The sequence below is a fragment of the Desertivibrio insolitus genome (assembly GCF_017355965.1).
Classification (GTDB): domain Bacteria; phylum Actinomycetota; class Actinomycetes; order Actinomycetales; family Microbacteriaceae; genus JAFIQW01.
Genome location: NZ_JAFIQW010000005.1, coordinates 25,609 through 51,956, shown reverse-complemented (window position 1 = coordinate 51,956; position 26,348 = coordinate 25,609). Strand labels below are relative to the sequence as shown.

General features: G+C 71.7%; 30 protein-coding genes. 16 read left to right on the top strand and 14 right to left on the bottom strand.

What is annotated here, in order from left to right:
- From JUB10_RS12365 to JUB10_RS12350, 4 genes are all read right to left on the bottom strand, one after another.
- Positions 1–816 carry a hypothetical protein gene (locus tag JUB10_RS12365; protein ID WP_207457167.1) on the bottom strand — a complete coding sequence of 272 codons (816 nt, stop codon included), beginning with the start codon at positions 814–816 and terminating at the stop codon, positions 1–3.
- A gap of 103 nt (positions 817–919) precedes the next feature.
- Positions 920–1,567, bottom strand: coding sequence for a DedA family protein (locus JUB10_RS12360; protein ID WP_207457165.1), 648 nt, complete (start codon positions 1,565–1,567; stop codon positions 920–922).
- A 7-nt stretch (positions 1,568–1,574) separates the two neighbouring features.
- Positions 1,575–1,823, bottom strand: coding sequence for a DUF3072 domain-containing protein (locus JUB10_RS12355; RefSeq protein ID WP_207457164.1), 249 nt, complete (start codon positions 1,821–1,823; stop codon positions 1,575–1,577).
- Between the two features lie 56 nt (positions 1,824–1,879).
- The gene (locus tag JUB10_RS12350) at positions 1,880–2,965 is read right to left on the bottom strand and encodes a VIT1/CCC1 transporter family protein (protein ID WP_207457163.1); all 1,086 of its coding nucleotides are present in this window, start codon (positions 2,963–2,965) and stop codon (positions 1,880–1,882) included.
- A gap of 42 nt (positions 2,966–3,007) precedes the next feature.
- Here JUB10_RS12350 and JUB10_RS12345 point away from each other — a divergent pair, with 42 nt between their 5' ends.
- On the top strand, positions 3,008–3,352 hold the full coding sequence (locus JUB10_RS12345) for a DUF3140 domain-containing protein (RefSeq protein WP_207457161.1): 345 nt from the start codon (positions 3,008–3,010) through the stop codon (positions 3,350–3,352).
- Between the two features lie 34 nt (positions 3,353–3,386).
- Complete coding sequence (locus JUB10_RS12340; RefSeq protein ID WP_207457160.1) at positions 3,387–4,361, top strand: TIGR03557 family F420-dependent LLM class oxidoreductase; 975 nt, start codon at positions 3,387–3,389, stop codon at positions 4,359–4,361.
- 60 nt (positions 4,362–4,421) lie between these two features.
- On the opposite strand, the gene JUB10_RS12335 is transcribed toward JUB10_RS12340, so the two are convergent.
- The gene (locus JUB10_RS12335; protein ID WP_207457159.1) at positions 4,422–5,606 is read right to left on the bottom strand and encodes an AI-2E family transporter; all 1,185 of its coding nucleotides are present in this window, start codon (positions 5,604–5,606) and stop codon (positions 4,422–4,424) included.
- Between the two features lie 64 nt (positions 5,607–5,670).
- Complete coding sequence (locus tag JUB10_RS12330) at positions 5,671–6,519, bottom strand: DUF3097 domain-containing protein (RefSeq protein WP_307859218.1); 849 nt, start codon at positions 6,517–6,519, stop codon at positions 5,671–5,673.
- Between the two features lie 64 nt (positions 6,520–6,583).
- Here JUB10_RS12330 and JUB10_RS12325 point away from each other — a divergent pair, with 64 nt between their 5' ends.
- From JUB10_RS12325 to JUB10_RS12315, 3 genes are read left to right on the top strand one after another with little or no spacing between them, the layout of a single operon-like run.
- Positions 6,584–6,787, top strand: coding sequence for a hypothetical protein (locus tag JUB10_RS12325; RefSeq protein WP_207457158.1), 204 nt, complete (start codon positions 6,584–6,586; stop codon positions 6,785–6,787).
- 46 nt (positions 6,788–6,833) lie between these two features.
- Positions 6,834–7,073: a hypothetical protein gene (locus tag JUB10_RS12320; RefSeq protein ID WP_207457157.1), complete on the top strand. Its 240-nt coding sequence runs from the start codon at positions 6,834–6,836 to the stop codon at positions 7,071–7,073.
- Between the two features lie 37 nt (positions 7,074–7,110).
- On the top strand, positions 7,111–7,608 hold the full coding sequence (locus tag JUB10_RS12315; protein ID WP_207457156.1) for an FBP domain-containing protein: 498 nt from the start codon (positions 7,111–7,113) through the stop codon (positions 7,606–7,608).
- A 5-nt stretch (positions 7,609–7,613) separates the two neighbouring features.
- Here JUB10_RS12315 and JUB10_RS12310 read toward each other — a convergent pair whose 3' ends face one another.
- Entirely contained in the window at positions 7,614–8,066 is a 453-nt protein-coding gene (locus JUB10_RS12310) for a YdeI/OmpD-associated family protein (RefSeq protein WP_207457155.1), read from the bottom strand.
- 24 nt (positions 8,067–8,090) lie between these two features.
- Entirely contained in the window at positions 8,091–8,474 is a 384-nt protein-coding gene (locus JUB10_RS12305; protein ID WP_207457153.1) for a VOC family protein, read from the bottom strand.
- 122 nt (positions 8,475–8,596) lie between these two features.
- Here JUB10_RS12305 and JUB10_RS12300 point away from each other — a divergent pair, with 122 nt between their 5' ends.
- The 10 genes from JUB10_RS12300 (at position 8,597) to JUB10_RS12255 (ending at position 18,247) form a co-directional block, all read left to right on the top strand.
- Entirely contained in the window at positions 8,597–9,235 is a 639-nt protein-coding gene (locus JUB10_RS12300) for a TetR/AcrR family transcriptional regulator (protein ID WP_242682570.1), read from the top strand.
- An 87-nt stretch (positions 9,236–9,322) separates the two neighbouring features.
- Complete coding sequence (locus JUB10_RS12295; RefSeq protein ID WP_207457152.1) at positions 9,323–9,766, top strand: organic hydroperoxide resistance protein; 444 nt, start codon at positions 9,323–9,325, stop codon at positions 9,764–9,766.
- Positions 9,767–9,997: 231 nt separating this feature from the next.
- Entirely contained in the window at positions 9,998–11,404 is a 1,407-nt protein-coding gene (ispD, locus tag JUB10_RS12290) for a 2-C-methyl-D-erythritol 4-phosphate cytidylyltransferase (protein WP_207457150.1), read from the top strand.
- Positions 11,401–12,933, top strand: a complete 1,533-nt coding sequence (locus JUB10_RS12285; protein ID WP_207457148.1) for a class I SAM-dependent methyltransferase — start codon at positions 11,401–11,403, stop codon at positions 12,931–12,933. The genes ispD and JUB10_RS12285 overlap by 4 nt, the downstream gene beginning before the upstream one ends.
- On the top strand, positions 12,930–13,124 hold the full coding sequence (locus JUB10_RS12280; protein WP_207457147.1) for a hypothetical protein: 195 nt from the start codon (positions 12,930–12,932) through the stop codon (positions 13,122–13,124). Before JUB10_RS12285 ends, JUB10_RS12280 begins: the two co-directional genes overlap by 4 nt.
- A gap of 103 nt (positions 13,125–13,227) precedes the next feature.
- A complete protein-coding gene (locus JUB10_RS12275) occupies positions 13,228–14,571 on the top strand; it encodes a family 1 glycosylhydrolase (RefSeq protein ID WP_207457145.1) in 1,344 nt (447 codons plus the stop codon).
- On the top strand, positions 14,561–15,691 hold the full coding sequence (locus tag JUB10_RS12270; protein ID WP_207457143.1) for a glycosyltransferase: 1,131 nt from the start codon (positions 14,561–14,563) through the stop codon (positions 15,689–15,691). Before JUB10_RS12275 ends, JUB10_RS12270 begins: the two co-directional genes overlap by 11 nt.
- Before the next feature lie 78 nt (positions 15,692–15,769).
- Entirely contained in the window at positions 15,770–16,801 is a 1,032-nt protein-coding gene (locus tag JUB10_RS12265) for an LLM class flavin-dependent oxidoreductase (protein WP_207457141.1), read from the top strand.
- 126 nt (positions 16,802–16,927) lie between these two features.
- Positions 16,928–17,266: a hypothetical protein gene (locus JUB10_RS12260; RefSeq protein WP_207457140.1), complete on the top strand. Its 339-nt coding sequence runs from the start codon at positions 16,928–16,930 to the stop codon at positions 17,264–17,266.
- Positions 17,267–17,365: 99 nt separating this feature from the next.
- Positions 17,366–18,247 (top strand): transposase, encoded by an 882-nt coding sequence (locus tag JUB10_RS12255; protein WP_207457139.1) that lies wholly within the window; start codon positions 17,366–17,368, stop codon positions 18,245–18,247.
- Here JUB10_RS12255 and JUB10_RS12250 read toward each other — a convergent pair whose 3' ends face one another.
- Positions 18,248–19,024: an SDR family NAD(P)-dependent oxidoreductase gene (locus JUB10_RS12250; RefSeq protein ID WP_207457137.1), complete on the bottom strand. Its 777-nt coding sequence runs from the start codon at positions 19,022–19,024 to the stop codon at positions 18,248–18,250.
- On the bottom strand, positions 19,021–20,130 hold the full coding sequence (gene ald / locus JUB10_RS12245) for an alanine dehydrogenase (protein WP_207457136.1): 1,110 nt from the start codon (positions 20,128–20,130) through the stop codon (positions 19,021–19,023). Before ald ends, JUB10_RS12250 begins: the two co-directional genes overlap by 4 nt.
- Before the next feature lie 122 nt (positions 20,131–20,252).
- On the opposite strand from ald, the gene JUB10_RS12240 reads away from it, so the two are divergent.
- Entirely contained in the window at positions 20,253–20,741 is a 489-nt protein-coding gene (locus tag JUB10_RS12240; protein WP_207457134.1) for an Lrp/AsnC family transcriptional regulator, read from the top strand.
- Here the strand turns inward: JUB10_RS12240 and JUB10_RS12235 are convergent.
- From JUB10_RS12235 to JUB10_RS12220, 4 genes are all read right to left on the bottom strand, one after another.
- Positions 20,705–22,498, bottom strand: a complete 1,794-nt coding sequence (locus JUB10_RS12235) for a thioester domain-containing protein (RefSeq protein WP_207457133.1) — start codon at positions 22,496–22,498, stop codon at positions 20,705–20,707. The genes JUB10_RS12240 and JUB10_RS12235 overlap by 37 nt on opposite strands.
- A gap of 155 nt (positions 22,499–22,653) precedes the next feature.
- Positions 22,654–23,619, bottom strand: a complete 966-nt coding sequence (locus JUB10_RS12230; protein WP_307859217.1) for a siderophore-interacting protein — start codon at positions 23,617–23,619, stop codon at positions 22,654–22,656.
- A gap of 177 nt (positions 23,620–23,796) precedes the next feature.
- The gene (gatB, locus tag JUB10_RS12225; RefSeq protein WP_207457131.1) at positions 23,797–25,311 is read right to left on the bottom strand and encodes an Asp-tRNA(Asn)/Glu-tRNA(Gln) amidotransferase subunit GatB; all 1,515 of its coding nucleotides are present in this window, start codon (positions 25,309–25,311) and stop codon (positions 23,797–23,799) included.
- A 135-nt stretch (positions 25,312–25,446) separates the two neighbouring features.
- The gene (locus tag JUB10_RS12220) at positions 25,447–26,217 is read right to left on the bottom strand and encodes a Rho termination factor N-terminal domain-containing protein (protein ID WP_242682569.1); all 771 of its coding nucleotides are present in this window, start codon (positions 26,215–26,217) and stop codon (positions 25,447–25,449) included.
- Positions 26,218–26,348: the final 131 nt, after the last annotated feature.

The following is a 26,348-nucleotide window of genomic DNA, read 5'->3' as shown; positions in this document are numbered from 1 at the left end:
CTAGAAGTCGCCGCCCCCGAAGTCGCCTCCGCCGAAGTCGCCGAAGCCGCCACCGAAGTCGCCGCCCCCGAAGTCCCCTCCGCCGAAGTCGCCGCCACCGCCGAAGTCGGCGCCTGCTGCGTCACCGGCGTCCGCTCCCGCGTCGCCGCCCTCTGCTCCGGCATCGCCGCCGTCCGCACCGGCGTCCCCGCCGTCGCCCGCGTCCGCCGCCTGGTCGTCGTAGCCGATGTTGTCGGGAATGAAGGCGCTGACGAGCGCGGAACCGACGACGTAGCCCGCGACGGTGCCGAGCAGCGAGGCGCCGAGCATGCTGCCGAAGCCGGGACCGCCGCGGCCCATCATGCCGCCGCCGTATCCGCCTCGGCCGTAGCCTCCGCCACCGCCGAACGAGCGCTCGAGCATGCCGGGCTGACGGAGCTCGGAGCGCGTCGCCGCCTGTGCGAGGCTCCGCGGGTCCTCGCCGCGGGGCGCCTCTCCGGCCGGGGCGTCGCGGCTGAGCTCGTCGAACACCATCCGGCGCTGCTCCGGCGTGAGCTTGGAGAACGCTTCCTCGTGCACCTGCTCGATGGTCTCGGGGGGCGCCGTGCGCAGCAGATAGCGGTAGCGCTCGACGGCGATCTCGTCCTCGCTGCGGCCACCCGTCGAGCGGGGGCGCTGCTGCCCGAACGGGCCGCCATCCTGCCCGTAGCCCTGCTGTCCGTAGCCCTGCTGGGGCTGGCCGTAGCCCTGCCGGTATCCCGGCTGCGCGTAGTCGGGGGCCGGGGGCGGCGGGGTGGTGCTGCTCTCACGTCCGAGCAGTCGGTCGAGCCATCCCATGTCAGTCTCCTTCGGGTCGGTGCTCCGAGCGTAGGGACGCCGAGTCCGCACGGTCTGAACGGCGGCTGGGAGCGCCCTCAAGGCACGTCGGCGGGTGCGACGGTCAGTGGGCGCGTTCTTCGCGCCGGCGCCGGAGCCGCCGCACGACGAGCCAGCCGACGACGCCGACGACCGCGGCGATCACGACGTAGTCGAGCACCTGCGAGTACTGGTCGACGAGCTCGTACTGGCTGCCGAGCAGATAGCCGGCGCCCACGAGCAGCCCGTTCCACAGCCCACTGCCCAGCACGGTGAAGAGCGTGAACGTCAGGTACGGCATCTTCTGCGCGCCGGCGGGCAGCGAGATGAGACTGCGCACGCCGGGGATCAGCCGGCCGAAGAACACGGCCGAGCGCCCGTGCCGGTGGAACCAGCCCGACGCCTTCTCGAAGTCCTCGCGGTCGACGAGCGGGAGCTTCGACAGGGCGTCGACGGTGCGCTTCTCGCCCACCACACGCCCGAGTTCGTAGAGGATCAACGCGCCGAGATAGGCGCCGAGCGTCGCGAGCCCCCACACGAGCACGACGTTGAGGTCGCCCTGCCGCGCGATGAATCCCGCCAGCGGCAGGATGACCTCGCTGGGGATGGGCGGGAACACCGTCTCGATCAGCGTGAGCAGCCCCACGCCGACCTCGCCGAGGGCGGAGATGATGCGCGCCGCGACCCCGAGGAGGCCGTCGAGGTTCTCTACGCCCTGGCTGGCGAGGATCACCTGCGGCTCACTCGCCGCGGCCGGTCTTCGACTGCAGCCGCTCGATGTGCTCGCTGGCCTCGGCCTTGGTGAGGTCGGCCGAGAGCTCCTCCCCCGCTTCGCGGGCGAGCGTGTCGAGGTAGCTCCGCTGGGCGCCTGTCATCGGCTCGTCGCCGGTGACCCAGTCGCTCGGGTCCTTCGCGGCGGTGTTGCCGGGCTCGGGCGAGCCGCCGAGGGTGTCGCCTGAGTGGTCCTTGTTCGCGCTGTCGTCGCTCATGCCTCGACCATACGAAGCACCGCCGACGTCAGCCTGAGCGTCGGCGGAGAGAGCGCTCAACCGAGCGTCGTGCCGAAGGCGAGCCCGAGCAGATAGGTGACGGCCGCGGCGCCGTAGCCGATCGCGAGCTGGCGCAGCGCGCGCAGCAGCGGCGGGGCGCCCGAGAGCACGCCGACGATCGATCCGGTCGCGAGCAGGGCGAGCCCGACGAGCACCGCGGCCGTGACGACCGCGGAGAGCCCGGTAAGCCCGAAGAGGTAGGGCAGGATCGGCACGAGCGCGCCGGATGCGAAGAAGCCGAAGCTCGACAGCGCGGCACCGGTCGCCGAGCCGATCGTGTCGTGCTCCTCTCGCTGGATGGGCGTGGAGCCGGTCACCGGCGCGAGGCCCGCGAGCATCTGTCGCGCGTGCTCGGTGGCATCCGCCTGGCTCATGCCGCGCGCGCGGTAGACGAGGGCGAGCTCGTTGGCGTCGACGTCGAGGTGCGGCACGGCGCGCCGGGCGCGAGGGTCGGGGGTGGATGCCTCGTGCAGCTCCCGCTGCGACCGCACCGACACGTACTCGCCGGCGCCCATCGACAGCGCACCGGAGAGGAGGCCCGCCACGCCCGTCAGCAGCACGGCCTGCGCGGGCAGCCCGCTCGCGCCGACGCCGGCCACGAGCGCGAGGTTCGAGACGAGGCCGTCGTTCGCGCCGAACACCGCAGCCCGGAAGGTGCCCGAGATGCGCGCACGACCGCGGGCCGCGAGGCTGCGGACGACCTCGGCGTGGATGCGCTCGTCGGCGGCCATCGCATCGGTGGCATCCGCGTCCTGCTCGTACGGCGACCGGGACTCGGCCCGCTGCGCGAGCGCGAGCACGAAGACGCTGCCGAAGCGGCGGGCGAGGAAGCCGAGCATCCGGGTGCGCAGGTCGCCCTTGCGGGGCCGGCCGGCCTGGTCGCCGAGCAGTTGCCGCCAGTGCGCCTCGTGCCGCCCCTCCGCCTCGGCGAGGGCGAGCAGGATCTCGCGCTCCTCGCCCGTGCGACGGCCCGCCAGATCGCGGTACACGGCGGCCTCCGCCTGCTCGTCGGCGAGGTACTGGCGCCAGCGACGGATGTCGGCGGGGCGTGGCTGCTGGCGTGTGGCGGTCACACTCACCATTGTCCCACGGCCCTCCCAGCAGGCCTTGGCAGCGTTCGAACCATGGCGAACGACGAACTCGACCGCGACGCGGTCGTGAAGGATTTCGACGACGCGGTGAACATGACCCGGTCGCAGATCGAGAAGTGGCTGCAGACCGAGGAGTCGCAGTCGGTGGGGATGAGCAAGGACGGCGGGGAGGCGGTCGGCCACGAGATGGGCCGGCACATCGTCGAACTGCTCGACAAGAAGAAGGGCGACCTCGGCGAGGACGACCTGAAGGCGATGAAGAAGGTCGTCGGCTACGTGCACCGGCACCTGGCCCAGGGCGGCCCGGAGGACGACGTCGAGCACTCCCGCTGGCGCTACTCCCTCATGAACTGGGGGCACGACCCCCTCAAGAAGTGATCGCGCCCGCGATCCACCGAACCGGAAGGCGAGAATGACCAACTTCGGCTACACCCTGATGACCGAGCAGTCCGGCCCGAAGGACCTCGTGCGCTACGCCGTCAAGGCGGAGGAGCGCGGCTTCGACTTCGAGGTCTCGAGCGACCACTTCTCCCCCTGGCTCGAGTCCCAGGGCCACGCCCCGTACGCCTGGAGCGTGCTCGGCGCCGTTGCGCACGCCACCTCACGGGTCGAGCTCGCGACCTACGTCACCTCGCCGATCATGCGGTACCACCCCGCCGTGGTCGCGCAGAAGGCCGCGACGATCCAGCAGCTCGCCGACGGGCGCTTCATCCTCGGGCTCGGCGCGGGAGAGAACCTCAACGAGCACTCGATCGGCGAGGGCTGGCCCGACGTGCGCGAGCGCCACGACCGCCTCGAGGAGGCCGTGACCCTCATCCGGGAGCTGCTCACCGGCGACCTCGTGACGTGGGAGGGCGACTACTTCCGCACCGAGGCGACGCGCATCTGGGACGCCCCCGAGGGCGGCGTGCCGATCGGCATCGCCGTCTCGGGCGAGAAGTCCATCGCGCGGTTCGCCCCGCTCGCGGAGCACCTGATCACCACCGAGCCCGACGCGGAGATCATCAAGGGCTGGGACAGCGCCCGCGACGCCGACGCCCCCGCCTCGCGCAAGATCGGTCAGATCCCGATCTCGTGGGGACCGGACAAGGACGAGGCCGTGCACCGGGCCCACGAGCAGTTCCGCTGGTTCGCGGGCGGCTGGTTCGTGAACTCCGACCTGCCGACGACGACCGCGTTCGACGCAGCGTCGAAGTTCGTGCGGCCGGAGGACGTCGCGGAGCAGATCGCGTGCGGCCCCGACCTCGACGAGCTCGCGGAGAGCGTGCGCCCCTTCGTCGACGCCGGCTTCACCGACATCGCCCTCGTGCAGATCGGCGACGAGCTGCAGGACCGCTTCCTCGACGAGGTGGCCGAGCCGCTGCTGGAGAAGGTGCGCGCCCTGTAGCCCGTCGGGACGCACGAAGAGGGGCGGATGCCGCGGCATCCGCCCCTCTTCGTGTTCCGCCTACTCCGCCACGAGCGGGGCGCCTCCCGTGCGGCGGCGCGCCTCGGGCTTGCCGATCGTGCCCTGCGGGTGCTCGTCGCCGCGCCACGCCTTGTAGATGCCCCAGACGCAGGCGACGAGCGGCACGGAGAGGATCGCACCGGTGATGCCGGCGAGGATCGTGCCGGCGGTGATCGCGAGCAGCACGACGAGCGCGTGCAGCTTCAGCGATCGGCCGAGCAGCACCGGCTGCAGGAAGTTGCCCTCGATCTGGTTGACGGCGATCACGATGCCGGTCACCCACAGGGCGTCGACGAGACCGCCGGAGACGAGCGCGACGAGCGCGGCGAGGACGCCCGCCGCCGTCGCGCCGACGATCGGGATGAACGCGAAGATGAAGACGAGCACGGCCAGCGGCAGCGCGAGCGGGATGCCGAGGATCAGCAGCCCGATGCCGATGAACACGGCGTCGACGAGGGCGACGAGGGCGGTGCCGCGCACGTAGCCGCCGAGCACCTCGAGGGCCCGCTGACCGCTGCGGTCGGCGCGCACCCGGTACTCGCCCTTGAAGGCGCGGGTGAGGAACTGGAAGATCGGGCCCCCGTCGCGGAGGAAGTAGAAGAGCACGAACGCGAAGAGCACGGCGCCCGTGATGATCTCGACGGCGTTGCCGACCTGGGCGATCGCGCCGCTCGTGAAGCTGGAGCTCGTGAGGAACTCCTGCACCTGCTGCACGGCGTCGTTGATCGCCTGCTCGTCGGTCGGGATGCCGAAGTTCGCGGCGATGTCGCGGAGCTGGTCGATGCCCTGACCGGCCGACTCGACGAGCGCGGGCCACTGGGCGCGCACCGCGAAGACGATGCCGGTGATGAGCCCGCCGAGACCGAGCAGCGCCACGAGCAGCACGATCCCCGCGCCGAGCGCCCGCGACAGTCCCCGGCGGTGCATCGCGTCGACGAGGGGCCCGAGTGCGGCGCCGACGATCAGCGCGAGCAGCACCGGGATGACCACGAGCCGGAGCGCGATCGCGGCGTAGACGAACGCGATGATCGCCACGAGCAGGATGAGCACCTGCATCGTGCGGGTCACCACGGTGCCGAACTTGTCGGCCCAGAGCCCGGCGGGAGGCGGCGGCACGTCGGCATCCGTCGAGTGGTGCGGGGCCGGACGGACCTCGGGACGCACGGGTCGGCGCGAGAACAGCATGCTCCGAGCCTACGGGCGTGCCGTCCCGCTCCTAGGTGGCGCCCAGGTTACGGCCAGCAGAACCTCAGCCGACGGTGACGAAGTCGATGAGCTGCTCGACCCGGCCGAGCAGCTGGGGCTCGAGGTCGGCGTACGAGGTCACCCGCGTGAGGATCCGCTTCCACGCCCTCGCGATGTCGGCCTGGTCGTCGTGCGGCCAGCCGAGCGCGTCGCAGATGCCGTGCTTCCACTCGATCGAGCGCGGGATCACGGGCCACACCTCGAGGCCGACGCGAGCCGGCTTCACCGCCTGCCAGATGTCGACGTAGGGGTGGCCGACGACGAGCACGTTCTGCCCGTGCGGGCCGCGCGCGACGGCATCCGCGATCCGCTGCTCCTTCGACCCCGGCACGAGGTGGTCGACGAGCACACCGACGCGCGCCTCGCGGGTGGGGCGCTGCCGGTCGAGCAGCGCCTCGAGGTGGTCGACGCCCTCGAGGTACTCCACCACCACACCCTCGACCCGCAGGTCGTCGCCCCAGACCTTCTCGACGAGCTCGGCGTCGTGCCGGCCCTCGACGTAGATGCGACTGGCCCGAGCGACACGGGCACGCTGCTCCTCGACCGCGAACGAGCCGGATGCCGTGCGCATCGGGCTCTTCGACGGGGCGCTCGGCGCCTTGAGCGCGACCGGCTCGCCGTCGACGAGGAACCCGGGCCCGAGCGGGAAGAGCCGCACCTTGCCCTTGCGGTCCTCGAGCCGCACGTAGCGACCCTCGAGGCCGAGCACGGCGCCCACAAAGCCCGTCGCGACCTCCTCCACGACGAGGTCGCGGTCGGCCGGAACGACCTTCGGCTTCGGTGCCGACTTCTTCTTCCAGTCGCCGGCGAGGACGTCGCCGCCGTAACGGTCCCAGTTGGTGTCGATCGTCACCCGAGCGAGGGTAGGCCGACGCCGCGGTCTATCCACGGCGACTGGCCGTGCCTAACGTGGACTCATGAGCGAACACGAGCACCCGTCCGAGCGCGTCTCCTCCGCGCGGCCCAACAGCGACCTGGAAGACGCCGTCCGCTCGATCGAGGCCACGGGCGAGGACGAGTGGCCGCGCGGCGCGACCGACTCCGGCGAGGAGCCCGACAAGGCGCCGAACCTCGCCGACGACAGCGACAGCGACGAGGAGGAGCCCCGCCAGCCCTCCTGAGCGGAGCCTGGACGCGGAGCGCTGCCCCGCGGCATACCGTCGGAGGATGAGCGACAAGACGCCGAACGACAACGAGCTCACCGAGCACGACACCTCGTACAGCCCGTCGAGCGAGGGTGAGATGGCGAACGCCCAGCGCGACGACCCGGCGCGGGCCGTGCGGGACGACCCGGACGTGGACCCGGACGACGTGAAGGTCGCGCCCGGCACGGGCGACTACACCGACGACGGCGCGGTCGAGATCGACCCGAAGGACATCCACGGGATCCCGCAGTTCGACAAGTGACGCGTTCGCGAGCCCGCGACTACGCTGAACGGGTCTCATGAAGCCACTCACCGCCGCCGACATCCGCTCGTCCTTCGTCAACGCCAGCCGCGGCGACGCGGACCGGCTCTGGCTGCCGGGCCTGCACGAGGTGGTCTGGGAGGACCGCGAATACCTCGGCTGGCGCGACATCCGGATGCCGCACCGCGGAGCGATCGTGTACTGGCGCGACGACAAGCCCGTCGGCATCATGCTGCGCGCGGCGGAGTCCTCGATGTCGCGCGGCCGCAACGCGATGTGCCTGCTCTGCCAGACCCCGCAGCCGGCCGATCAGGTGTCGCTGTTCTCGGCGCCCCGGGCCGGAGAGGCGGGGCGCAACGGCGACTCGGTCGGCACCTACATCTGCGCCGACCTGGGCTGCTCGCACATGATCCGCATGGGCCTTCCGCCCGCCTCCGACATGACGCCGCCCGCCGAGCACGTCGTCGCGCACCGCGCGGCGGGCCTCGGCCGCCGGCTCGACGGCTTCACCGCCAACGTCCTGAAAGCGGCCTAGCCGCGTCAGTGGCGCGCCTTGCCCTCCCTGAGCAGCGCGACCGCCTTTTCGACGCGGCCGGCGCGCGTCTCGGGCTTCTTCGGCTCCTCCACCCACCGCACGTACTCCTTGCGGTGCGAGGGCGCGAGGCCGTCGAAGAACGCCCGCGCGGCGGGCTCGTCGGCGAGCGCGGCCGCGAGGTCGGCCGGCACCTCGAGCTCCGGCGGCGAGTCGTCGCGTTCGATCTCGAGCTCCACCTCGTCGCCGGGCTCGATGCCCGCGCCGCGACGGTTCTCGGCGCTGAGCGAGAGCGCGTACTCGCCCTTGTAGGGCGCGACCGTGGTGCGGTAGCTGTAGCCGTTGATCGTCACGCGCACCGGATGCCGTCGACCGGGGCCGAGCGCGGCGAACTGCTCCTCGGTGAGCGCGAACCCGGTGGTCGTGCCGCCGGTGGCGAGCACCGTCGTGGTGATCCTCATGTCGCCATCGTGGCAGCGCGCGCGTCAGCCCGCGAGCACCGAGAGCACGTTGCCCGAGGGGTCGCGGAACCACGCGATGTCCGGCCCGCGCGTGCCACCCCTCGCGATGCCCTTCGCGTCGGTGCCGTAGTCCGGGTCGCGGTAGATCTTCGTCTCGACGCCCAGCCGGTTGAGCTCGTCGACGGCAGCCTCCACGTCCGGCACGGCGAAGTTCAGGATCGTGAACCCGGCCGGCTCGTGGTCGGGCTTCGGATACGCGATCACGAGCGCGCCGCCCGGCAGGGTCAGTTCGAGGATGCCCATGTCGTTCTCGCGCACGTCGAGGCCGAGCACCTCCGAGTAGAAGCGACGCGCCTCGCCCGTGTCGCGCACGGCGAAGCCGCTGAACGCAGCGGTCGCTTGGAACATCGTCGTCCTCCGCACTAGCGTGATGTGAACGACGTACACAATCCGACGTCGTGCCGGCGTTGTCCAGTGCGCTCCGCCGACCGCGGGTACCCTGACCCGGGCGGAACGAGCGGGAGGTCCGATTGAGCGAGCAGGCGGTGCGGTCACGCAGCACCTACCGACACGGCGACCTGCGCCGCGCGCTCGTCGAGGCGGGCTTCGCCATGGCGCGCGCCGGCGGACCCGGCGCGATCGTGCTGCGCGAGGCGACGAGGACCGCCGGGGTCTCCCCCAACGCCGCGTACCGGCACTTCGCCGACCGCAACGCCCTCATGCTCGCGGTCTCCGGCGTCGCTCAGGGGCTCGCCGCCGACGTCATGGAGCAGACGCTCGCACAGCTTCCGGCGTCCGGCGACCCGGCGACGGATGCCAGGGCACGGCTGCGCGCGGTCGGCCGCGCGTACCTCCGCTTCGCCCGGGACGAGCCCGGGCTGTTCCGCACGGCGTTCTCCGTGCCCGAGGACATGGCCCGCGCCTTCGCGCCGGACAAGGCGGGTGAGAGCGGGCGCACCCCGTTCCAGATCCTCGGCGCCGTGCTCGACGAGCTGGTCGAGGCGGGCGTTCTCCCGCCCGAACGACGACCGAACGCCGAGTTCCTCGCATGGTCGTCCGTGCACGGGCTCGGGATGCTCGTGATCGACGGGCCCCTCTACGGGCTCACCGACGATCTCATCGAGCGCACGACCGAGCACCTGCTCGACATGGTCGACCGCGGTCTCTGACCTCCGCCCGGAGCGTCCCGCGCGGCATCCGCCGCTTTCGGAGGCCGGACCCACCTGGCGCCCACCCTGCCCGTATTGGCTCGACGGATGACCACCGACGAGAAGACGACCCGCATCCTCTACACCGCCTCGGCCACGAGCACGGGTGACGGCCGCAACGGCCACGTCCGCAGCACCGACGGCTTTCTCGACCAGGAGGTGCGGACGCCGAAGGAGCTCGGCGGCCCCGGTGGCGCGACGAACCCCGAGCAGCTGTTCGCCGCCGGGTACTCCGCGTGCTTCCACTCGGCACTGAAGGGCGCGGCCAAGCAGCTCGGTCTCGCGATCGCGGACAGCGCCGTCACCGCCGAGGTCGGGATCGGCCCGACCGGGGGCGGAGCATACGGCCTCGCGGTCACCCTCGTCGTGGAGCTCGACGGCGTCACCCAGGAAGAGGGTGAGCGGCTCACCCAACGCGCTCACGAACTCTGCCCCTACTCGAACGCGACGAGGGGCAACATCGAGGTCGTGCTGCAGACCGAGATGGCCTAACAGGGTGCGTGACCGGCAAATCCGCGGTACCGAGGGTGCGCCCGCCTGGCGCGGGCGCACCCGTTCACCTCGCGTTTACCAGTGGTTCACCCGCCTGTAAAGCCGGTGAATCCTCAGGTTCCAAGGGGCTCAACTTGGGGGACGACATGAGTTGACACGAGACCCGCCACGGCGGCCGGTGGTCACGACGCCACCGCGCACGCGGCCGAAGGGAGGACGATGACGATCCGGATGACCCAGCGGCCGCGAACGGTGGCGGTGATCCTCGCCGCCGGCATCGGCTCCCGGATGGGCCTCGACATCCCGAAGCAGTTCGTGCCGGTCGCCGGCAAGACCAGCCTCGAGCACACGGCCGACACGTTCCAGGACACGCCGTGCATCGACGAGATCATCGTCATGACCAACGCAGACTGGCTCGAGGAGACCACCGACCTGCTGCCGCGGAGCCGCTACCCCAAGATCACGGCGGTGCTGCCCGGCGGCGGCACCCGCAACGAGACCTCGCGCCTCGCACTGCTCGCGATCGACGACCCCGACGCGAAGGTCCTGTTCCACGACGCCGTGCGTCCGCTCATCGACCCCGAGGTCATCCGCACCTGCGTCGACGCCCTTGACTCCTACGACGCCGTCGACACGGCGATCCCCTCCTCCGACACCATCGTCGAGGTCGACGAGGGCAACTTCATCAGCGACGTGCCCCCGCGCTCCTCGCTGCGCCGCGGCCAGACCCCCCAGGGCTTCCGCCGCTCGACGCTCCTCAGCGCCTACGAGAACGCGGCCGAGGACCCCCACTTCACGGCGACCGACGACTGCTCGGTCGTGCTCAAGTACCTGCCCGGCACCCCGATCTTCGTCGTCGAGGGCCGCGAGGCGAACATCAAGATCACCCAGCCCATCGACATCCACCTCGTCGACAAGCTGTTCCAGCTGCGCGCGCTCCCGGCACCGGATGCCGCGCTGCCGGCGCTCCAGGGCAAGGTCGTCGTGGTCTTCGGCTCGAGCTCCGGCATCGGGTCCGCGCTGTGCGAGCGCCTGAGTCAGGCCGGCGCCATCGCCGTCGGCTGCAGCCGCACGACGACCGGCACTCACGTCGAGCAGCGCGAGTCCGTCGCGGCCGCGCTCGTCGACGCGAAGCGGCGCTACGGCCGGATCGATCACGTCGTGCTCACCGCCGGCGTGCTCACCGTCGGGCCGCTCAACCGGATGTCCGACGACCAGCTGCACCACGACGTCGAGGTCAATCTGCTCGCCGCGTTCGTCGTCGCGCAGGAGTCGTACGAATACCTCAAGGCCTCGCAGGGGTCGCTCATGCTCTACGCGTCGAGCTCCTACACCAGGGGCCGGGCGAACTACACGGTGTACTCGGCGACCAAGGCGGCGATCGTCAACCTCACGCAGGCGCTCGCCGACGAGTGGCACACCGAGGGCATCCGCGTGAACTGCATCAGCCCGAGCCGCACCGCGACCCCCATGCGCGAGAAGGCCTTCGGTCACGAGGCGCCCGAATCGCTGCTGCGGGTCGACGCGGTCGCCGAGGCCAGCCTGCGCGTGCTCGCGTCCGAGGCGACCGGTCAGACCTTCGACATCCGACTTCCCCAGGCCGAGCCCGCGTCGACACACGCGACCGCGGCGTCATGACCGCGGAGGTCACCGCCTCCCCCGAGTTCCTCAGGGTCGGAGGCGTAGCACTCGCATCGGATCAGGCGCTCTCCGTGCGCTTCGACGGCCGCCGGATCTGGACCTTCCGCGTCGACGAGGCCCAGCGCGACGCCCGCGGCGACCTCGTCGTGTCGTGGCCGCCCGCGCTCGCGGAGCGTCTCACCGGCCGCGTCCGGCTCGGGCTCGACGCGGGCGAGACGCTGCTCGCAGAGGCGCCCGTCGTCTTCGGCGACACGGATGCTCCGCTGACGCTCGTCGACCCCGGCTCCGGCACCCCGCTCGTCGTGAACAAGTGGGGCCGCCTCGCGAAGTCGTTCGAGGGCCGCGACCCGGACCTCGTCGAGGGCGTGCTGCACGAGACCGAGCGCCTCGTCGCCCTCGTGCGCGAGCGGTTCGGTCACGAGCTCTTCGTGACCGGCGGCACGCTGCTCGGCCCCGTCCGCGACGGACGGATGCTGCCGCACGACGACGACGCCGACCTCGCCTACCTCAGCCGGTTCGACAACCCGTCCGACATCGTGCTGGAGAGCCTCGAGCTCGAGCGGGGGCTGCTCGAGGAGGGCTACGAGCTCGTCCGCCACTCGAGCGGACACCTCCAGGTGATGTTCCCCGGCGACAGCGTCAGCGACGCGTTCTACATCGACATCTTCACGTACTTCGTGTGCGACGGATGGTTCTACGGCACCTTCCACGCCCGCGAGCGGGCCGCGCGCGTTCGGCTCCTGCCGACGCATCCGATCGACGTCAACGGGCACTCGCTGCCGGCACCGGCCGCCCCCGAGACGCTGCTCGCCGCGATCTACGGGCCCGGCTGGGCGACGCCCGACCCCGCCTTCCGCTTCGAGACCCCGCCCGCCGCGGCCCGCCGCTACTTCTGGTGGCTCAACCACTTCGACTTCGACCGGGAGAACTGGGAGGAGTCGCACCGCACCGCGATCGGCACCGGCTACGACCACGGGCCGTCGGACTTCGCCCGCTCCGTCGCCGCGGGCCTCGAGCCCGACGCGAGGGTGATCGAGCTCGGCTGCGGGCTCGGCGACGACGCCCGGTTCTTCGCCGAGCGCGGGCACCCCGTGCTCGCGGTCGACTTCAGCCGGCCCGCCCTCGTCAACGCGCGGCGCGTCGCCGCGGGGATGGACCGGCCGCCGACGTACGAGCGCGTCAACCTCAACAGCGACCGCGACGCCGTGCGGTTGTGGGGGCGCTGCAGCGCGACCGCGGACCCCTCCACCCACATCTACGCGCGGCAACTGTTCAACGCCCTGAGCCCGCTCGGCTGGGACGTCTCGCTCCGATTCATCCGGCACGCCCTCCGCACGAGTGGCGGGACCGCGCACCTCGAGCTCGACGTCGGCGAGCAGATCCCCCACCCCGGCTGGAACGACCTCGCCCCGCGACCGCGGCAGGCGCTGTTCGACGCCCTCGAGCGGTACTCGCTCGACGTCGTCGACGAGCGGTACGAGGCCGACGACGGCCTGAGCAGAGTCACCGTGAGGAGCAGATCGTGAACTTCCATCCGATCAAGGCCATGACCGAGCACGACGAGGTGTGGGAGAGCGTGCACCGACTCGAACGCGAGGTGCAGGAGCTGCGCGAGCAGCTCGCCGAGCTGAACGCCGACCTCGACGAGTCCCGTCGCCTCAACCTGCGCGCGGCCGAGCTGCTCGATCTCGCCTACCAGTCGTTCGACCGCCGGTGAAGCCCGCGACAGGGCGAGCACCCATCACGTCCACTGGACGTCCGCCTGCTGGGCGGATGTCCGACAACCCGGGCGACGCCCGCCACGCTGAGGAGGCGACACAGTGACAGCACCTCTCGGAGCCGCGCAACGGCCGATCGAGATCGTCGGTGGTTTCGAGAGCACCTACCAGCCGGCCCATGACCGCGACGTCATGGAGAGCACGGAGCACGACCGCCGCTGGCGGGAGGACCTGGCACTGCTGCGCGAGGCGGGGATCACCCGGCTCCGCTACCCCATCCGCTGGCACCGCGTCGAGCAGGTTCGCGGTGAGTACGACTGGACCGAGACCGACGAAGTGCTCCAGCACATGCGCGACACCGGGATGTCGCCGATCGTCGACCTGGTGCACCACACGAGCTACCCCGCCTGGCTCGAGGACGGCTTCGCCGACCCCGACTTCGGCGAGGTCTATCTCGCGTACGCGGAGGAGTTCGCGCTGCGCTACCCGTGGATCACCGAGTACACGCTGTTCAACGAGCCGTTCTCGACCCTCTTCCTCTCGGGCCACGAGGCGATCTGGCCGCCGTACCACTCCGGCCTGCGCGGCTTCGTCGACCTGATCGTCAACGTGCTGCCCGCCGTCGTGCAGGCGAGCATCCTCTACAAGGCGCTGCTGCCCGAGGCGCGGCACGTCTGGGTCGACACCTGCGAGAACCACACCGGGTCGGATGACTCGGGGCGCGCCTACGCGGCGATGGCGAACGACCGCCGCTTCATGGTGCTCGACGCCTTCCTCGGCCGCGGCTACGACCCCGAGTCCGAGCTCGGACGGCTGCTCGGCGAGGTCGACGGCGAGCGCCTGCTCGACATCGGTCCGGGCTCGATCGACGTGCTCGGCCTCGACTACTACGCCCACTGCCAGTGGAACTTCTCGATCGACGGAGGCACCACCCCGACCCCCGACCCCCTGCCCCTCGCCGACCAGATCGTGGACTACCACGAGCGGTACCGGATGCCGGTGATGGTCACCGAGACGAACGTGCGCGGCGCCACCTCCGATCGCGCCACGTGGCTCAAGTACGTGCTCGAGCAGTGCGAACGCGCCCGCGACCGCGGCGTGCCGATCGAGGGGCTGTGCTGGTTCCCGACGATCGACTCGACCGACTGGGACTCGCTGCTCTTCCGCTGCGACCGGCACATCGACCCCGTCGGCATGTACTGGCTCGACGACGACTTCGACCGCCACGAGTCCGTGGCATCCACCGCCTACTCCATGGCGGCCCATGGTTTCGCGTCGGAGGACCTCCCCGCGTACCGCCTGCTCGAGCCGGCGGCGACGTGGTTGCAGGGATACCTCCCCCAGATGGCGCACTGGACGTGGCAGGAGCCCCCTGCCGACGGACGCGGGAACAGCCTCCCGCGTGTCACCACGAGAATGGAATTGAGGGTCGTCGATGCGCAGTGAACTGATCGTCCTGTCCCACCTGCGCTGGGACTGGGTCTGGCAGCGCCCGCAGCAGCTCGTCTCGCGCCTGGCGACGGCTCACGACCGTCGCACCTGGTTCGTCGAGGAACCGGTGACACCGCCCGGCTACGACCGGTCGGACAACCGGCTGAACTACGAGCACCTGGACGGGGTCAACCGGGTGCGCCTGGAGATCCCCGAGCAGCACCGCTACGTCGGCTACTTCGACGAGGTGCTCCCCGACTACGTCGAGCAGCTGCCGGAGCTCGTCGGCGAGCCGACCGAGGATCGCGTCGTCTGGCTCTACACACCGCTCGCGCTCGAGGTCGCCCTCGCGCTCAAGCCGACGACCCTCGTCTACGACGTGATGGACGACCTCGCCGCGTTCAAGGGCGCCGCACCCGAGCTCGTCGTGCGTCAGCGTCAGGCGCTGCGCGAGGCCGACGTCGTCTTCGCCGGCGGCCGCTCGCTGCACCGCTCCGTCGTGCGTCAGGGTCGGCAGGACGCGCACCTCTTCCCCAGCGGCGTGAGCGTCGACCACTACCGCCGCGACCGCGCGCCCCGCTCCGCCGGCGACCGACCGGTCGCCGGGTACGTCGGCGTGCTCGACGAGCGGCTCGACATCGAGCTGCTCGACGCCCTCGCCGCGGAGCTGCCCGACTGGGAGATCCGCATGATCGGCCCGGTCATCAAGATCGATCCGGCCGACCTGCCGCAGCGCGACAACATCACCTACCTCGGCATGCAAGCGTACGAGCAGCTGCCCGACCGGATGGCCGAGCTCGACGTGGCGATCATGCCCTTCGCACTGAACGAGGCCACCAAGTCGATCAGCCCGACGAAGACGCTCGAGTACCTCGCCGCCGGTCTGCCGGTCGTCTCGACCCGCGTGCCCGACGTCGTCGCCGACTTCCCCGGCGTGGTCGACCTGCGCGACGACGCGGCCGGCTTCGCCGAGGCGTGCCGAATGCTCCGCGGCCGGGCCGAGGAGGCGCCGAGCGCGAAGCTCGGCAAGATGCTGCAGAAGGCCGAGTGGAGCTCGATCGCGTGTCGGATGGAGGCGCTCGCGTTCAACCGCCAGTCGCTGAAGGACACAGCCCCGCAGGAGGCCACGGCGTAGTAGGAATGGGAACGGCGTCGACGCAGTTGACGCGGACATGAGGCGATTCAGCGCGCAGGCGATGCAGGGAGCGGCGGCATGACCAAGAAGATCGGCTACCTCTCGTTCGGGCACTGGTCGTCGGCGCCGTATTCCCAGGCCAGGACCGGCGCGGACACCCTGCTGCAGGCGATCGAACTGGCGGAGGCCGCCGAGGAGATCGGCGTCGACGGGGCCTACTTCCGGGTGCACCACTTCGCCCGGCAGCACGGTGCCCCGTACCCGCTGCTCTCGGCCATCGGCGCCCGCACCTCGAGGATCGAGATCGGCACCGGCGTCATCGACATGCGCTACGAGAACCCCCTGTACGCGGCCGAGGAGGCGGCGGTCGCCGACCTCATCTCCGGCGGCCGACTGCAGCTCGGCATCTCGCGGGGGTCGCCCGAGCAGGTGATCGACGGGTTCCGCTACTTCGGCTATCAGCCGGACGAGAACGACCCGGAGGGCGCGCAGATGGCGCGCGACAACTTCCAGGTGTTCCTGCAGGCGATCCAGGGCGCGCGATTCGCCGAGCCCAACCCGCGCCCGATGTTCCCGAACCCCTACCCGGGGCCGCTCGGGATCGAGCCGCAGTCCCCGGGGCTCCGGGATCGCATCTGGTGGGGTGCCGGCAACCGGAAGACCGCGGAGTGGGCGGCGGAACTCGGCGTGAACCTGCAGTCGTCCACGCTCGTCATGCACGAGTCGGCCGAGCCGTTCCACGTGCAGCAACGCAAGCAGATCGAGGCCTACCGGGCGAAGTGGGCGGAGATGGGCCACGAACGCGAGCCGCGGGTGTCCGTCTCCCGCTCGATTTTCGCACTCGTCGACGAGACGGACTGGAAGCTGTTCGGCCACGATCGGACGAGCGAGGATCAGGTCGGCCAGCTGCCCGGCGCCGGACCGGCGATCTTCGGCAAGTCGTACGCCGGCCCGCCGGACAGGCTGATCGAGGAGCTGAAGGAGGACGAGGCCATCCAGGCCGCGGACACCCTGCTTCTGACGATCCCCTCGCAACTCGGCGTCGAGTACAACGCGCACGCCCTCGGCGCGATCCTGGAGCACGTCGCGCCGGGGCTCGGCTGGCGCTGACCCTCGGCGCGCCTCGCGCGCCTGCTGAGTCTCCGCCCTGAACTCCTCGAATCCCCAGCCGCCCGTCCGTAGCGTGGAAGGACGAGTCGCCACCCACTAGGGATGGCCCAGGAAGGAGCGACCAGCATGACGAACGACAAGCAGGACCTGCCTCTGCCCGACTTCGACCACATCCCGCTCGGCACACTGCCCAGCCGGATCGCCGGGCTCGACGAGCAGGGCATCACGGCCCTCGTCGAGTTCGAGCGGGCGCACGGCAACCGGGTTCCGGTGCTGACGGTGCTCGAGGGGCGCCTCACCCAGCTGGCGAACGGCGCCGAACCCTCCGGCGGGGTGCCCGAGGACCTGCCGGAGGTGCAGCAGTCGCAGCACGACTCGGCTGTCTCACCCGAGACATCCGGTCGCGACGCGTTCCCGCCGCCGGCGAAGAGCAGCCCGATGCTGCCGAGCCAGCCGCGCCGCTGATCCCGCCGTCGAGCGGCCGTTCGACCCTCTCCCCTGGTCGGCGGCCGCTCGATCACGTTCGGGCCGCTGATCGCGGCGCTTCGTGGGGACAATGACGGTATGACCGCGCTCACGGATGCCGCGCAGGAGCTGTACTCGCTTCCGCTCGAGGAGTTCACGAGCGCGCGGAACGCCCGCGCCCGCTCGGTGCGCTCCGAGGACCGCGACGCGGCGGCCCGCATCGGCAAACTGCCGAAGCCGACGACCGCCGCATGGGTCGTCAACATGATGGCGGTGCATCTCGCCGACGAGCTCGGGCAACTGCTCGCGCTCGGCGAGTCGCTGCGGGAGGCGCAGCAGAGCCTCGATCGCGACTCGCTGCGGGCCCTCACCCGGCAGCGAAGGCAGCTCGTGGCGGCGCTCGCCCGGCAGGGCGGGGAGCTCGTCGAGTCGCTCGGCTACGAGCCGACGCCCGCCGTCTTGGCCGAGGTGGAGCAGACGCTGCAGGCCGCCCTGACCGATCCGGATGCCGGCGAGGCGGTCAGCAGCGGGAGGCTGCTGCGTTCGCTCGACGCGGAGGGCCTCACGGTGGACCTCGAGGGAGCCGTCGCCGAGCTCGACGAGTCGGCGCCGCCCGCCACCCCGGCAGCGCGGAAGGCGAGCAGGGACGACCTCGAGGCGAGACGCCGCGAGAAGGCGGACCGCGAGCGAGAGGAGGCGCTGCGCGACCTCGAGGAGGCGGAGCGCCGCTCGGAGGAGGCCGCGGACCGGCTGGACGAGGTCGAGGAGCGGCTCGACGAAGCATCCGCCCGCCGCGACGAGGTGAGCGAGGAACTCGACGAGCTGCGCGACCGCATCACGCGGCTGGAGCGGGAGCTGGCGGGGCTGACGCCCGAGCTCGAGCGGCTCGAGCAGCAGCGGGAGGATGCCGAGAAGGCCGCCCAGACGGCCCGGCGCGAGGCGCGGCGGGCGCGGCAGCGCGCGCAGGCGCTCGGCGACTGATCAGCCGCGGCGTTCCTCCAGCACCGTGTTGCCGCCGTCGACGGCGACGACCTGCCCGGTGACGTAGGACGCGCCCGGCGAGGCGAGCCACGCGACGACCGAGGCGACCTCCGCCGCGGTGCCGCTGCGCCCGACGGGCACGAGCGTGCCCTCGATGGCCTCCTCGGGCAGCTGCGATCCTGTGGCGATCCAGCCGGGGGCGACCGCGTTCGCGGTGATGCCGTGCCGCGCCTCGTCGACGGCGAGGGCCCGGGTGAGACCGACCAGACCCGCCTTCGCGGCCGCGTACGTGACGTCACCGGCGGAGGCCATGAGCGGGCCGGTCACGCTCGCCATCATGACGACGCGACCCCACCGGCGCTCGCGCATGCCGGGCACGAGCTCGCGCGTCAGCAGGAACGCGCTCGTGAGGTTGCGCGCGAGACCCTCGGTCCACTGCGCGACGGGGAGCGTGATGTCGCCGCCGGGCATGCCGTCGTCGCCGACCGCGATCATGCCCGCGTTGTTGACCAGCACGTCGACGGCATTGGTCTGCGCGGCGAGGGCCGCGACCTCGAATTCGCTGTCGAGGCGGGCGACGACCCCGACCGCGTCGATGCCCTCGGCGACGAGCTCGGCCGCCCTCTCGTGGATGCGGTCCGTCGTGGCCGTGACGACGACCCGCGCGCCGAGCTCACCGAGCGCCCGGGCGGACGCGAACCCGATCCCCGTCGGACTGCCCGCGCCGGTGACGAGGGCGGTGCGCCCCGCCAGGTCGAGCGCCGCGGGAAGGGTCATCGGTCGGTGAGGGTCGCGAGCTCCATGCCGAAGGCGGCGGCGACGCCCGAGTTGTAGACGCGGCCGGCGTGCGCATTGAGACCGAGCGCGAGCGCGGGGTTGTCGGCGAGGGCGGTCTCCCAGCCCTTGTCGGCGAGGGCGAGCACGTACGGCGTCGTGGCGTTCGTCAGCGCGACGGTCGAGGTCTGCGGCACCGCGCCCGGCATGTTCGCGACGCAGTAGTAGATCGCCTCGTGCACGGGGAACACGGGGTCGTCGTGGGTCGTGGGTCGGCTGCCCTCGAAGCATCCGCCCTGGTCGATGGCGATGTCGACGAGCACGGCGCCGGGCTTCATCGTCGACACCATCTCGTCGGTGACGAGCTTCGGAGCCTGCGCGCCCGGGATGAGCACCGACCCGATGACCAGGTCGGCCTCGCGCACCTGAGCGGCGATCTCGTAGCGGGAGGAGGCGCGGGTCTGGATGCGGTCGTTGAACCGCTCCTCGAGCTGGCGCAGGCGCGGCAGCGACACGTCGATGACGGTCACGTCGGCCCCCATCCCCACGGCGTTCGCGGCGGCGTGCTCGCCGGCCACTCCCCCGCCGATCACGACGACCTTGGCCTTCGGCGTGCCGGCCACGCCGCCGAGCAGGAGCCCGCGGCCGCCGGAGGCGCGCATGAGGTGATAGGCGCCGACCTGCACGGAGAGGCGGCCCGCGACCTCGCTCATCGGCGACAGCAGCGGCAACTGGCGGGTGGGCAGCTGAACGGTCTCGTAGGCGATGGCCGTGGTCTTCGAGGCGAGCACGGCGTCGGTGCAGGCGCGGGAGGCGGCGAGGTGGAGGTAGGTGAAGAGCACCTGACCCTCGCGCATGAGCGCGTACTCGGGCTCGATCGGCTCCTTGACCTTGACGAGCAGGTCGGCCTCGCCCCACACCTCCTCGGCGGTCGGCACGATGCGGGCGCCCTCGGCCGCGAACTCCTCGTCGCTCAGGCGCGAGCCGTTGCCCGCGCCCTGCTGCACGAGCACCTCGTGGCCGTGGGCGACGAGTTCGTGCACCATCGCGGGCGTCGCCGCGACGCGGTTCTCGTTGTTCTTGATCTCCGTGGGGATTCCGACGCGCATCGTTGCACTCCTTCCGATACTCGTAATGGTGGAACTTCTCCGTTACCGTGACGTTTCAGACGAAGGATCGTCGGAAGAAGCAGCAGAACTGGCTCGAATCGTCACGGAAGGATGGGCGACGGATGTCTCTCGCGAACGATCTACGCGACGGCCCGCTCGACGAGCTGGATCTGCGCATCCTCGACGAGCTCAACCTCAACGCACGCATCCCGAACGCGCAGCTCGCCCTGCGGCTCGGCATCGCCCCCTCGACGGCCCACCAGCGCGTGAAGTCGCTTATGGACCGAGGCATCATCACGGGCTTCCTCACGAGCGTCGACCAGTCGAAGCTCGGCCACGAGATCCAGGCGCTCATCGGGGTCACCCTCCGGCCGGGCTTCCGCCAGGCGAGCATCGAGGAGTTCGCGCAGACCGTGCGGCGGATGCCCGAGGTGCTCCAGGTGTTCTTCGTGGGCGGCGGCGACGACTTCGTGATCCACATCGCGGCCCGGGACTCCTCGGCGGTGCGCCGCTTCGTCATCACGTTGAGCGGCCAGGCATCCGTCGCCTCGACCCGCACGAGCCTGATCTTCGACTACCACCGCAACGGGGTCGCCGCCTCGTTCGAGTGAGCGCCGCGCCGCCGGCGCACCAGGAGGGCCGCGCCCGTCGCGATCGTCCCGACGGCCAGCGCGAGAACCACGGCGGCGGTCTCGCCCGGGCCCGTCTCCGCGAGTTCCTCGCGCACGGTCACCGTCTCTGACTCGTGCACGGTGCGGTCCTCGAAGACGGGCACCGTGCTGCCGTCGGCCGAGCCGGCCGAGGCGTAGGTGAAGACGTAGTGACCGGGCTCGTTCACGGGGATGCACAGGGTGGTGTGCTCGCCGTCCGCCGGGATCGTCGTGGTCACCCGGCCGGCCTGCGGGGCCGCGGGGTCCAGCACCGAGCCCGGGGCGGGGCGCTGCTCGAACGGGCCCCACAGGATCGAGTCGACCTCGAGCGGTCCGGCGGCCGGGTTGAGCCTCGACACCGTCAGCCGGTCAGCCACGCAGTCGCCGACCGCCGCGCTCTGGGGGGTCGCCACCGTCTCGATCAGCGGGGCGAACGGCACGAGGGTCGTCTCGGTCGCGACGCCGAACCGGCCCTGCCACGGCAGCACCTTCTCGCCGCCCGTCGCCGTGCCGTCGGGCCCGATCGTCTCGACCCACACGTAGTAGCCCACGTCGGGTAGCACGCACGGCGGGGTGTCGTACGTTCCGGGCGCTGTGGCGACCGTGACGACCTCGCAGACGATCTGGGCGTCCGACGGCGGCGCGTCCGCCTCGACCGGCGGCGCGAAGAACGGGCCGAGCAGTCGGCTGCGGATGGTCACCTCAACCGGGCGTCGCCCGTCGGGTCCGTCGACCACGGGCCATTCGACCGACGGGCTCGCCGCGTCGATCGTCACCTCCAGCCGGTCGGTCAGCTGTGCCCCGGCGCTCGCGACGGCGGCGCTCGTCTGCGTGGTCACGACCGGCTGGAACGGCGCGTCGGACGGCACCGACCGCTCGGCGGCGGCCTCCGCCGTGACCGTCACGGGGGCGCCGAGCACGAGGTTCTGTGAGCCGGCGGGGCTGGTCGCCGTCACGAGTCCCGCGCCGAAGGGCAGGTCGGTGAAGCGCACCGCCGCGGCGGCCTCGAGCACGGCCGCCCCCGTCGGCACCGTGACCTCGAGCGGGACGCCGTTGGCGAGGCTGGCCGTCGTGCTGCCGTCAACCGTCGCCGCGCCCGTCAGCTCGAGCACGCCCGACACGGCGCCGGGCGGCAGCGTGGCCGGCCCGCCGGCGAGGTAGTCGACGACGACCTGCGCGACGACCGTGCCCGTGCCGTCCGCCCGGAGCTCGACGTCGAGCGTCGCTGTGGCTCCGCGGGAGGCGCCGCCGGGTCCGTCGACCGTGGCGAGCATTTCGGCGGCGAGCTGTCGCACCCGCCCGGCCTGCCCGTTCGCCCGCGAGGCGTACGCTCCGGGGTCGCGCCCATTCAGCCCGGTGACGCTCCAGATCGCCAGCTGCGCCGCCGCGGCGATGTCCGGCTCGTGACTGCCCGCCCACCGCCGGGTGAGTTCGGCGACGCGCGCCGCGGTGTCGCCGGTGACGCCGAGCGCGGCGGCATCCGTCTCCGTGTAGTCGTTGCCGAGCGGTGAGGGCGCGCCCGCCTGGAGGCAGAAGGCGAGCCGGCCGTCGGCCAGGCGGTAGGACCCGATCCACGAGCGGCCGTCGGCCTGCCACAGGTGCCCGATCCCGTGTTCCGTGGCAGGGACGGCCGCGGCGGGTGCCGGAGCGGCGAGCACGAAGGCGGTCGCGGCGAGGGCCAGGATCAGGGCGACGAGTCGGGCGCGGAGAAGCTGCATGCGCCGAGACTCGCGCTCGCGGGGTCGGCCAGGGGCTCGCGGGTGCAGATCCGTGGGCGCGGCTGGCAGGACGTCGGCTGGGGAGGACAGGGCGAGGCCCCGCCGGCTGTGCGACGGGGCCTCGTCCAGGAGCAGCCGCTACTGGGAGGCGGCGCTCACTCTCCTTCGGCGCGTCCAGCGCGCCAGTAGCCCATGAACGCGACCTTGCTGCGGTCGACGCCGAGGTCGCTGACCAGCAGGCGGCGGAGCCGCTTGATGACGGATGACTCGCCTGCGAGCCACGCGTAGAAGGGGCGCGCCTGCTCCTCCGGCGAGTCCCACAGCAGCTCGAGGTCGACGTCGATGTCGTCGACGGGCTCGAGCGCCGGGCCGCGCGCGCCGTCGAGCAGCGGCGCCGCGACGGTGGTCCAGCGGGTGACGGCGTCGAGCAGCAGTTCGCCGTGCGGGCGGCCGTCGCGCACGAGCCAGTGCACGTCGAGCTCGGCGTCGGAGGTGATCGGGAGCACGTCGTCGGCGTGCGGCACCTCGATGAACGCCGTCGCGTGGACGCCCGCGGGGCGCGATTCGAGGATGGAGGCGATCGCGGGGGCCGCGGTCTCGTCGCCGGCGAGCAGCACCTCGGTGGCGCCGCCGCAGCGCCAGTCGAGACCCGTGCGCCAGGAGAGGCTGCGGTCGTCGGGACCGATCATCACGAGCGCGTCGCCGATCCGGGCGCGCTGGATCCAGCGGGAGGCGGGACCGGCATCGCCGTGCACGACGACGTCGACGTCGACCTCGCGCGCGTGCTGCCGCACGGCGCGGACGGTGTAGGTGCGGAACGGGTTGCGGAGCTCGTCGGGCAGCTCGCGCCAGCGCACGAACCAGCCGTCGTCGGCGCGGTCGAAGCCGCAGTCGCCGTAGCCGCCCGCGAGGGGGTGTCCGTCGGGGTGCGGCAGCACGAGCTTGATGCGCTGGTCGAGGCCCGCGGTGCCGAAGTGCTCGAGCTCGTCGCCGACGAAGGTGACGCGCATGAACGAGGGGCTCAGTCGCGTGAGCCGCCCGATCGTGACGAGGTAGGGCCGGTAGGCGGGTCGCTCGTCGCGGACTCGCTCGTCGGTGCCGAGGCTCAGGGGATGAAGCACGCAGCCAGCTTAGGTGAGCCTTACCTACTCTCGCTAGGGTGGCGGCGAGATCCGGCGGGCGGAGCGAGGTCCGGTACGCCACTCCGCCGCTACTCCGGCCGACGGGAGGAGCAGTCGCCGCGCGGCTGCTCGACCGACGGGATGAGCGGCGCGACTACTCGACCAACGCCTGGGCGGCTACTGCGCGGCGCGCTCCAGCACGAGCTCGCGGACGCGCGCGGCATCCGCCTGGCCCTTCATCGCCTTCATGACCGCGCCGATCACGGCACCGGCGGCCTGCACCTTGCCGTCCTTGATCTTGGCGAGCACGTCGGGCTGGGCGGCGAGCGCCTCGTCGATCGCGGCGAGCAGGGCGCTGTCGTCGGAGACGACGCGGAGGCCGCGCTTCTCGATGACCTCGCCCGGCGTTCCCTCGCCGGCGATGACGCCCTCGAGTACCTGGCGGGCGAGGCGGTCGGTGAGCTCGCCGGACTCGACGAGCTGCGCGATCTGCGCGACCTGCTGCGGGTTCACGAGCGACGACGGCTCGACGCCCTGCGCGTTGGCGAGGCGGGCGATCTCACCCGTCCACCACTTGCGGGCGGCGGCGGGCGTCGCCCCGGCGCGCACGGTGTCGACGAGCTCGGCGAGGAGCCCCGAGTTGACGACGTCGCGGAACTCGTTGTCGGTGAAGCCCCACTCCCCCTTGAGCCGGCGGCGCATCGCGGCGGGCGACTCGGGCAGGGCTGCGCGCAGCTGCCCGATGAGCTCGGCGGGCGGGGCGACCGGCAGCAGGTCGGGCTCCGGGAAGTAGCGGTAGTCGTCGGCGTCGCTCTTCGGACGGCCGGGCGAGGTCGTGCCGGTGTCCTCGTGCCAGTGGCGGGTCTCCTGCTGGATCGTGCCGCCCGCGGCGAGGATCGCCGCCTGGCGCTGGATCTCGTAGCGCACCGCACGCTCGATGCTGCGGAAGGAGTTGACGTTCTTGGTCTCGGTGCGGGTGCCGAACTTCTCCTGGCCGCGCGGGCGCAGCGAGACGTTGGCGTCGCAGCGCAGGTTGCCGCGCTCCATGCGCGCGTTGCTCACGCCGAGCGCGCGGACGATGTCGCGGATCGTCGAGACGTAGGCGCGGGCGAGCTCCGGGGCATCCGCCTCGGCGCCGACGATCGGCTTCGTCACGATCTCGACGAGCGGCACACCGGCACGGTTGTAGTCGACGAGCGAGTACTCGGCGCCCTGGATGCGACCGGTCGCGCCGCCGACGTGCGTGAGCTTGCCGGCGTCCTCCTCCATGTGCGCGCGCTCGATCGGCACGTGGAACACGCGCCCGTTCTCGAGCTCGACCTCGACCGAGCCCTCGTACGCGATCGGCTCGTCGTACTGGCTGATCTGGTAGTTCTTCCCGAGGTCGGGGTAGAAGTAGTTCTTGCGCGCGAAGCGGCTCGACTCGGCGATCGAGCAACCGAGCGCGAGCCCCAGCTGGATGGAGTAGCGCACCGCCTGCTCGTTGACGACGGGCAGCGAGCCCGGCAGTCCGATGTCGAGCGGGGTGATCTGCGTGTTCGGCTCGGCACCGAAGGCCTCGCCGTAGGCGGGGTTCGGGGCGGAGGAGAACATCTTCGACTTGGTCGAGAGCTCGACGTGCACCTCGAGCCCGATGACCGGCTCGAACATCTCGAGCGCCTTGTCGAAGTCCATCAGCTGCGCTTTTGCCACCCGATGATTCTAGGCGGGGCCCCGCACGCCTCCGATCCGCCGATGCGGCACCGCCCGGACACACGGATGCCGCGGGGCCTTCGCACCCGCGGCATCCGTCCCCGGTCTCCCCTGGCTGTCAGGCGTCCTCGACTGTCAGGCGTCCTCGCGGTCGGGGCTCTCCAGAATGAAGAACGTCGACTGGTTCCCGTCGCTCCGCTGCTCCTGGTAGATGAAGTTCAGCTTGCGCTCGTCGAACGTCTCGAACCACTCCTCCCAGCTGACGTGACGGAGGTCGTCGTTGTCGCCGCCGAAGTCGATGCGCAGCACGCCGAGGTGGTCGCCGTGCTCGGTGCCGGGCACCGTCGCGGGCACGCCGCCGCGCGACTCCGCCCACTCGCGGATGACCTGGTGGTGCGTGGTCGCGAGGCTCCGCCCCTCACGCTCGGGCTCCTCGTCGGTGGAGGTGACCTCCTGCGAGTACTTCAGCGACTTCGAGGTCTCGGCTCCGGTGCGGATGTGGCCGCCGTCCGGTCCGGCGCCGAGGTCGTCCGGCGTCTCGTCCGCGCCGTCCGCTCCCCCGCGGCCGCTCTCGGCATCGACGATCGCGTCGACGAGCTCGTCCTTCTTCATGCCGGACGTGCCGCCGACCCCGTCGTCCTTCGCGCGCTCGCGCAGCTCGTCGACCTTGCTCTCTCGCAGCTCGTCCTCGGCGGTGCCGCTCGCCGCGCCGGCGCCTGTGCCGTCACCGCCGCCGCTCTCCGCCTCGACGATCGCGTCGATCAGTTCGTCCTTCTTCAATCCCGACGTGCCGGAGACGCCGGCCTTTTCCGCGCGCTCGCGCAGCTCGTCGACCTTGCTCTCCCGCAGCTCGGTCTCGCTGATGCCGGGGGTGTTCGGGGTCTGGTTGCCGGGTTGTTCGGCCATGACATGTCCTCCTCAGTCGCCTGATGTCTTTCCACCGTGGCGCGGCCGGTTGGGAGCGCCGTGGGAGTTCGGCGAGCGCGCGGTGTGCGCGAAGAGGGTGACGGATGACTCGGAGCGGCAGCCCCGCGTCA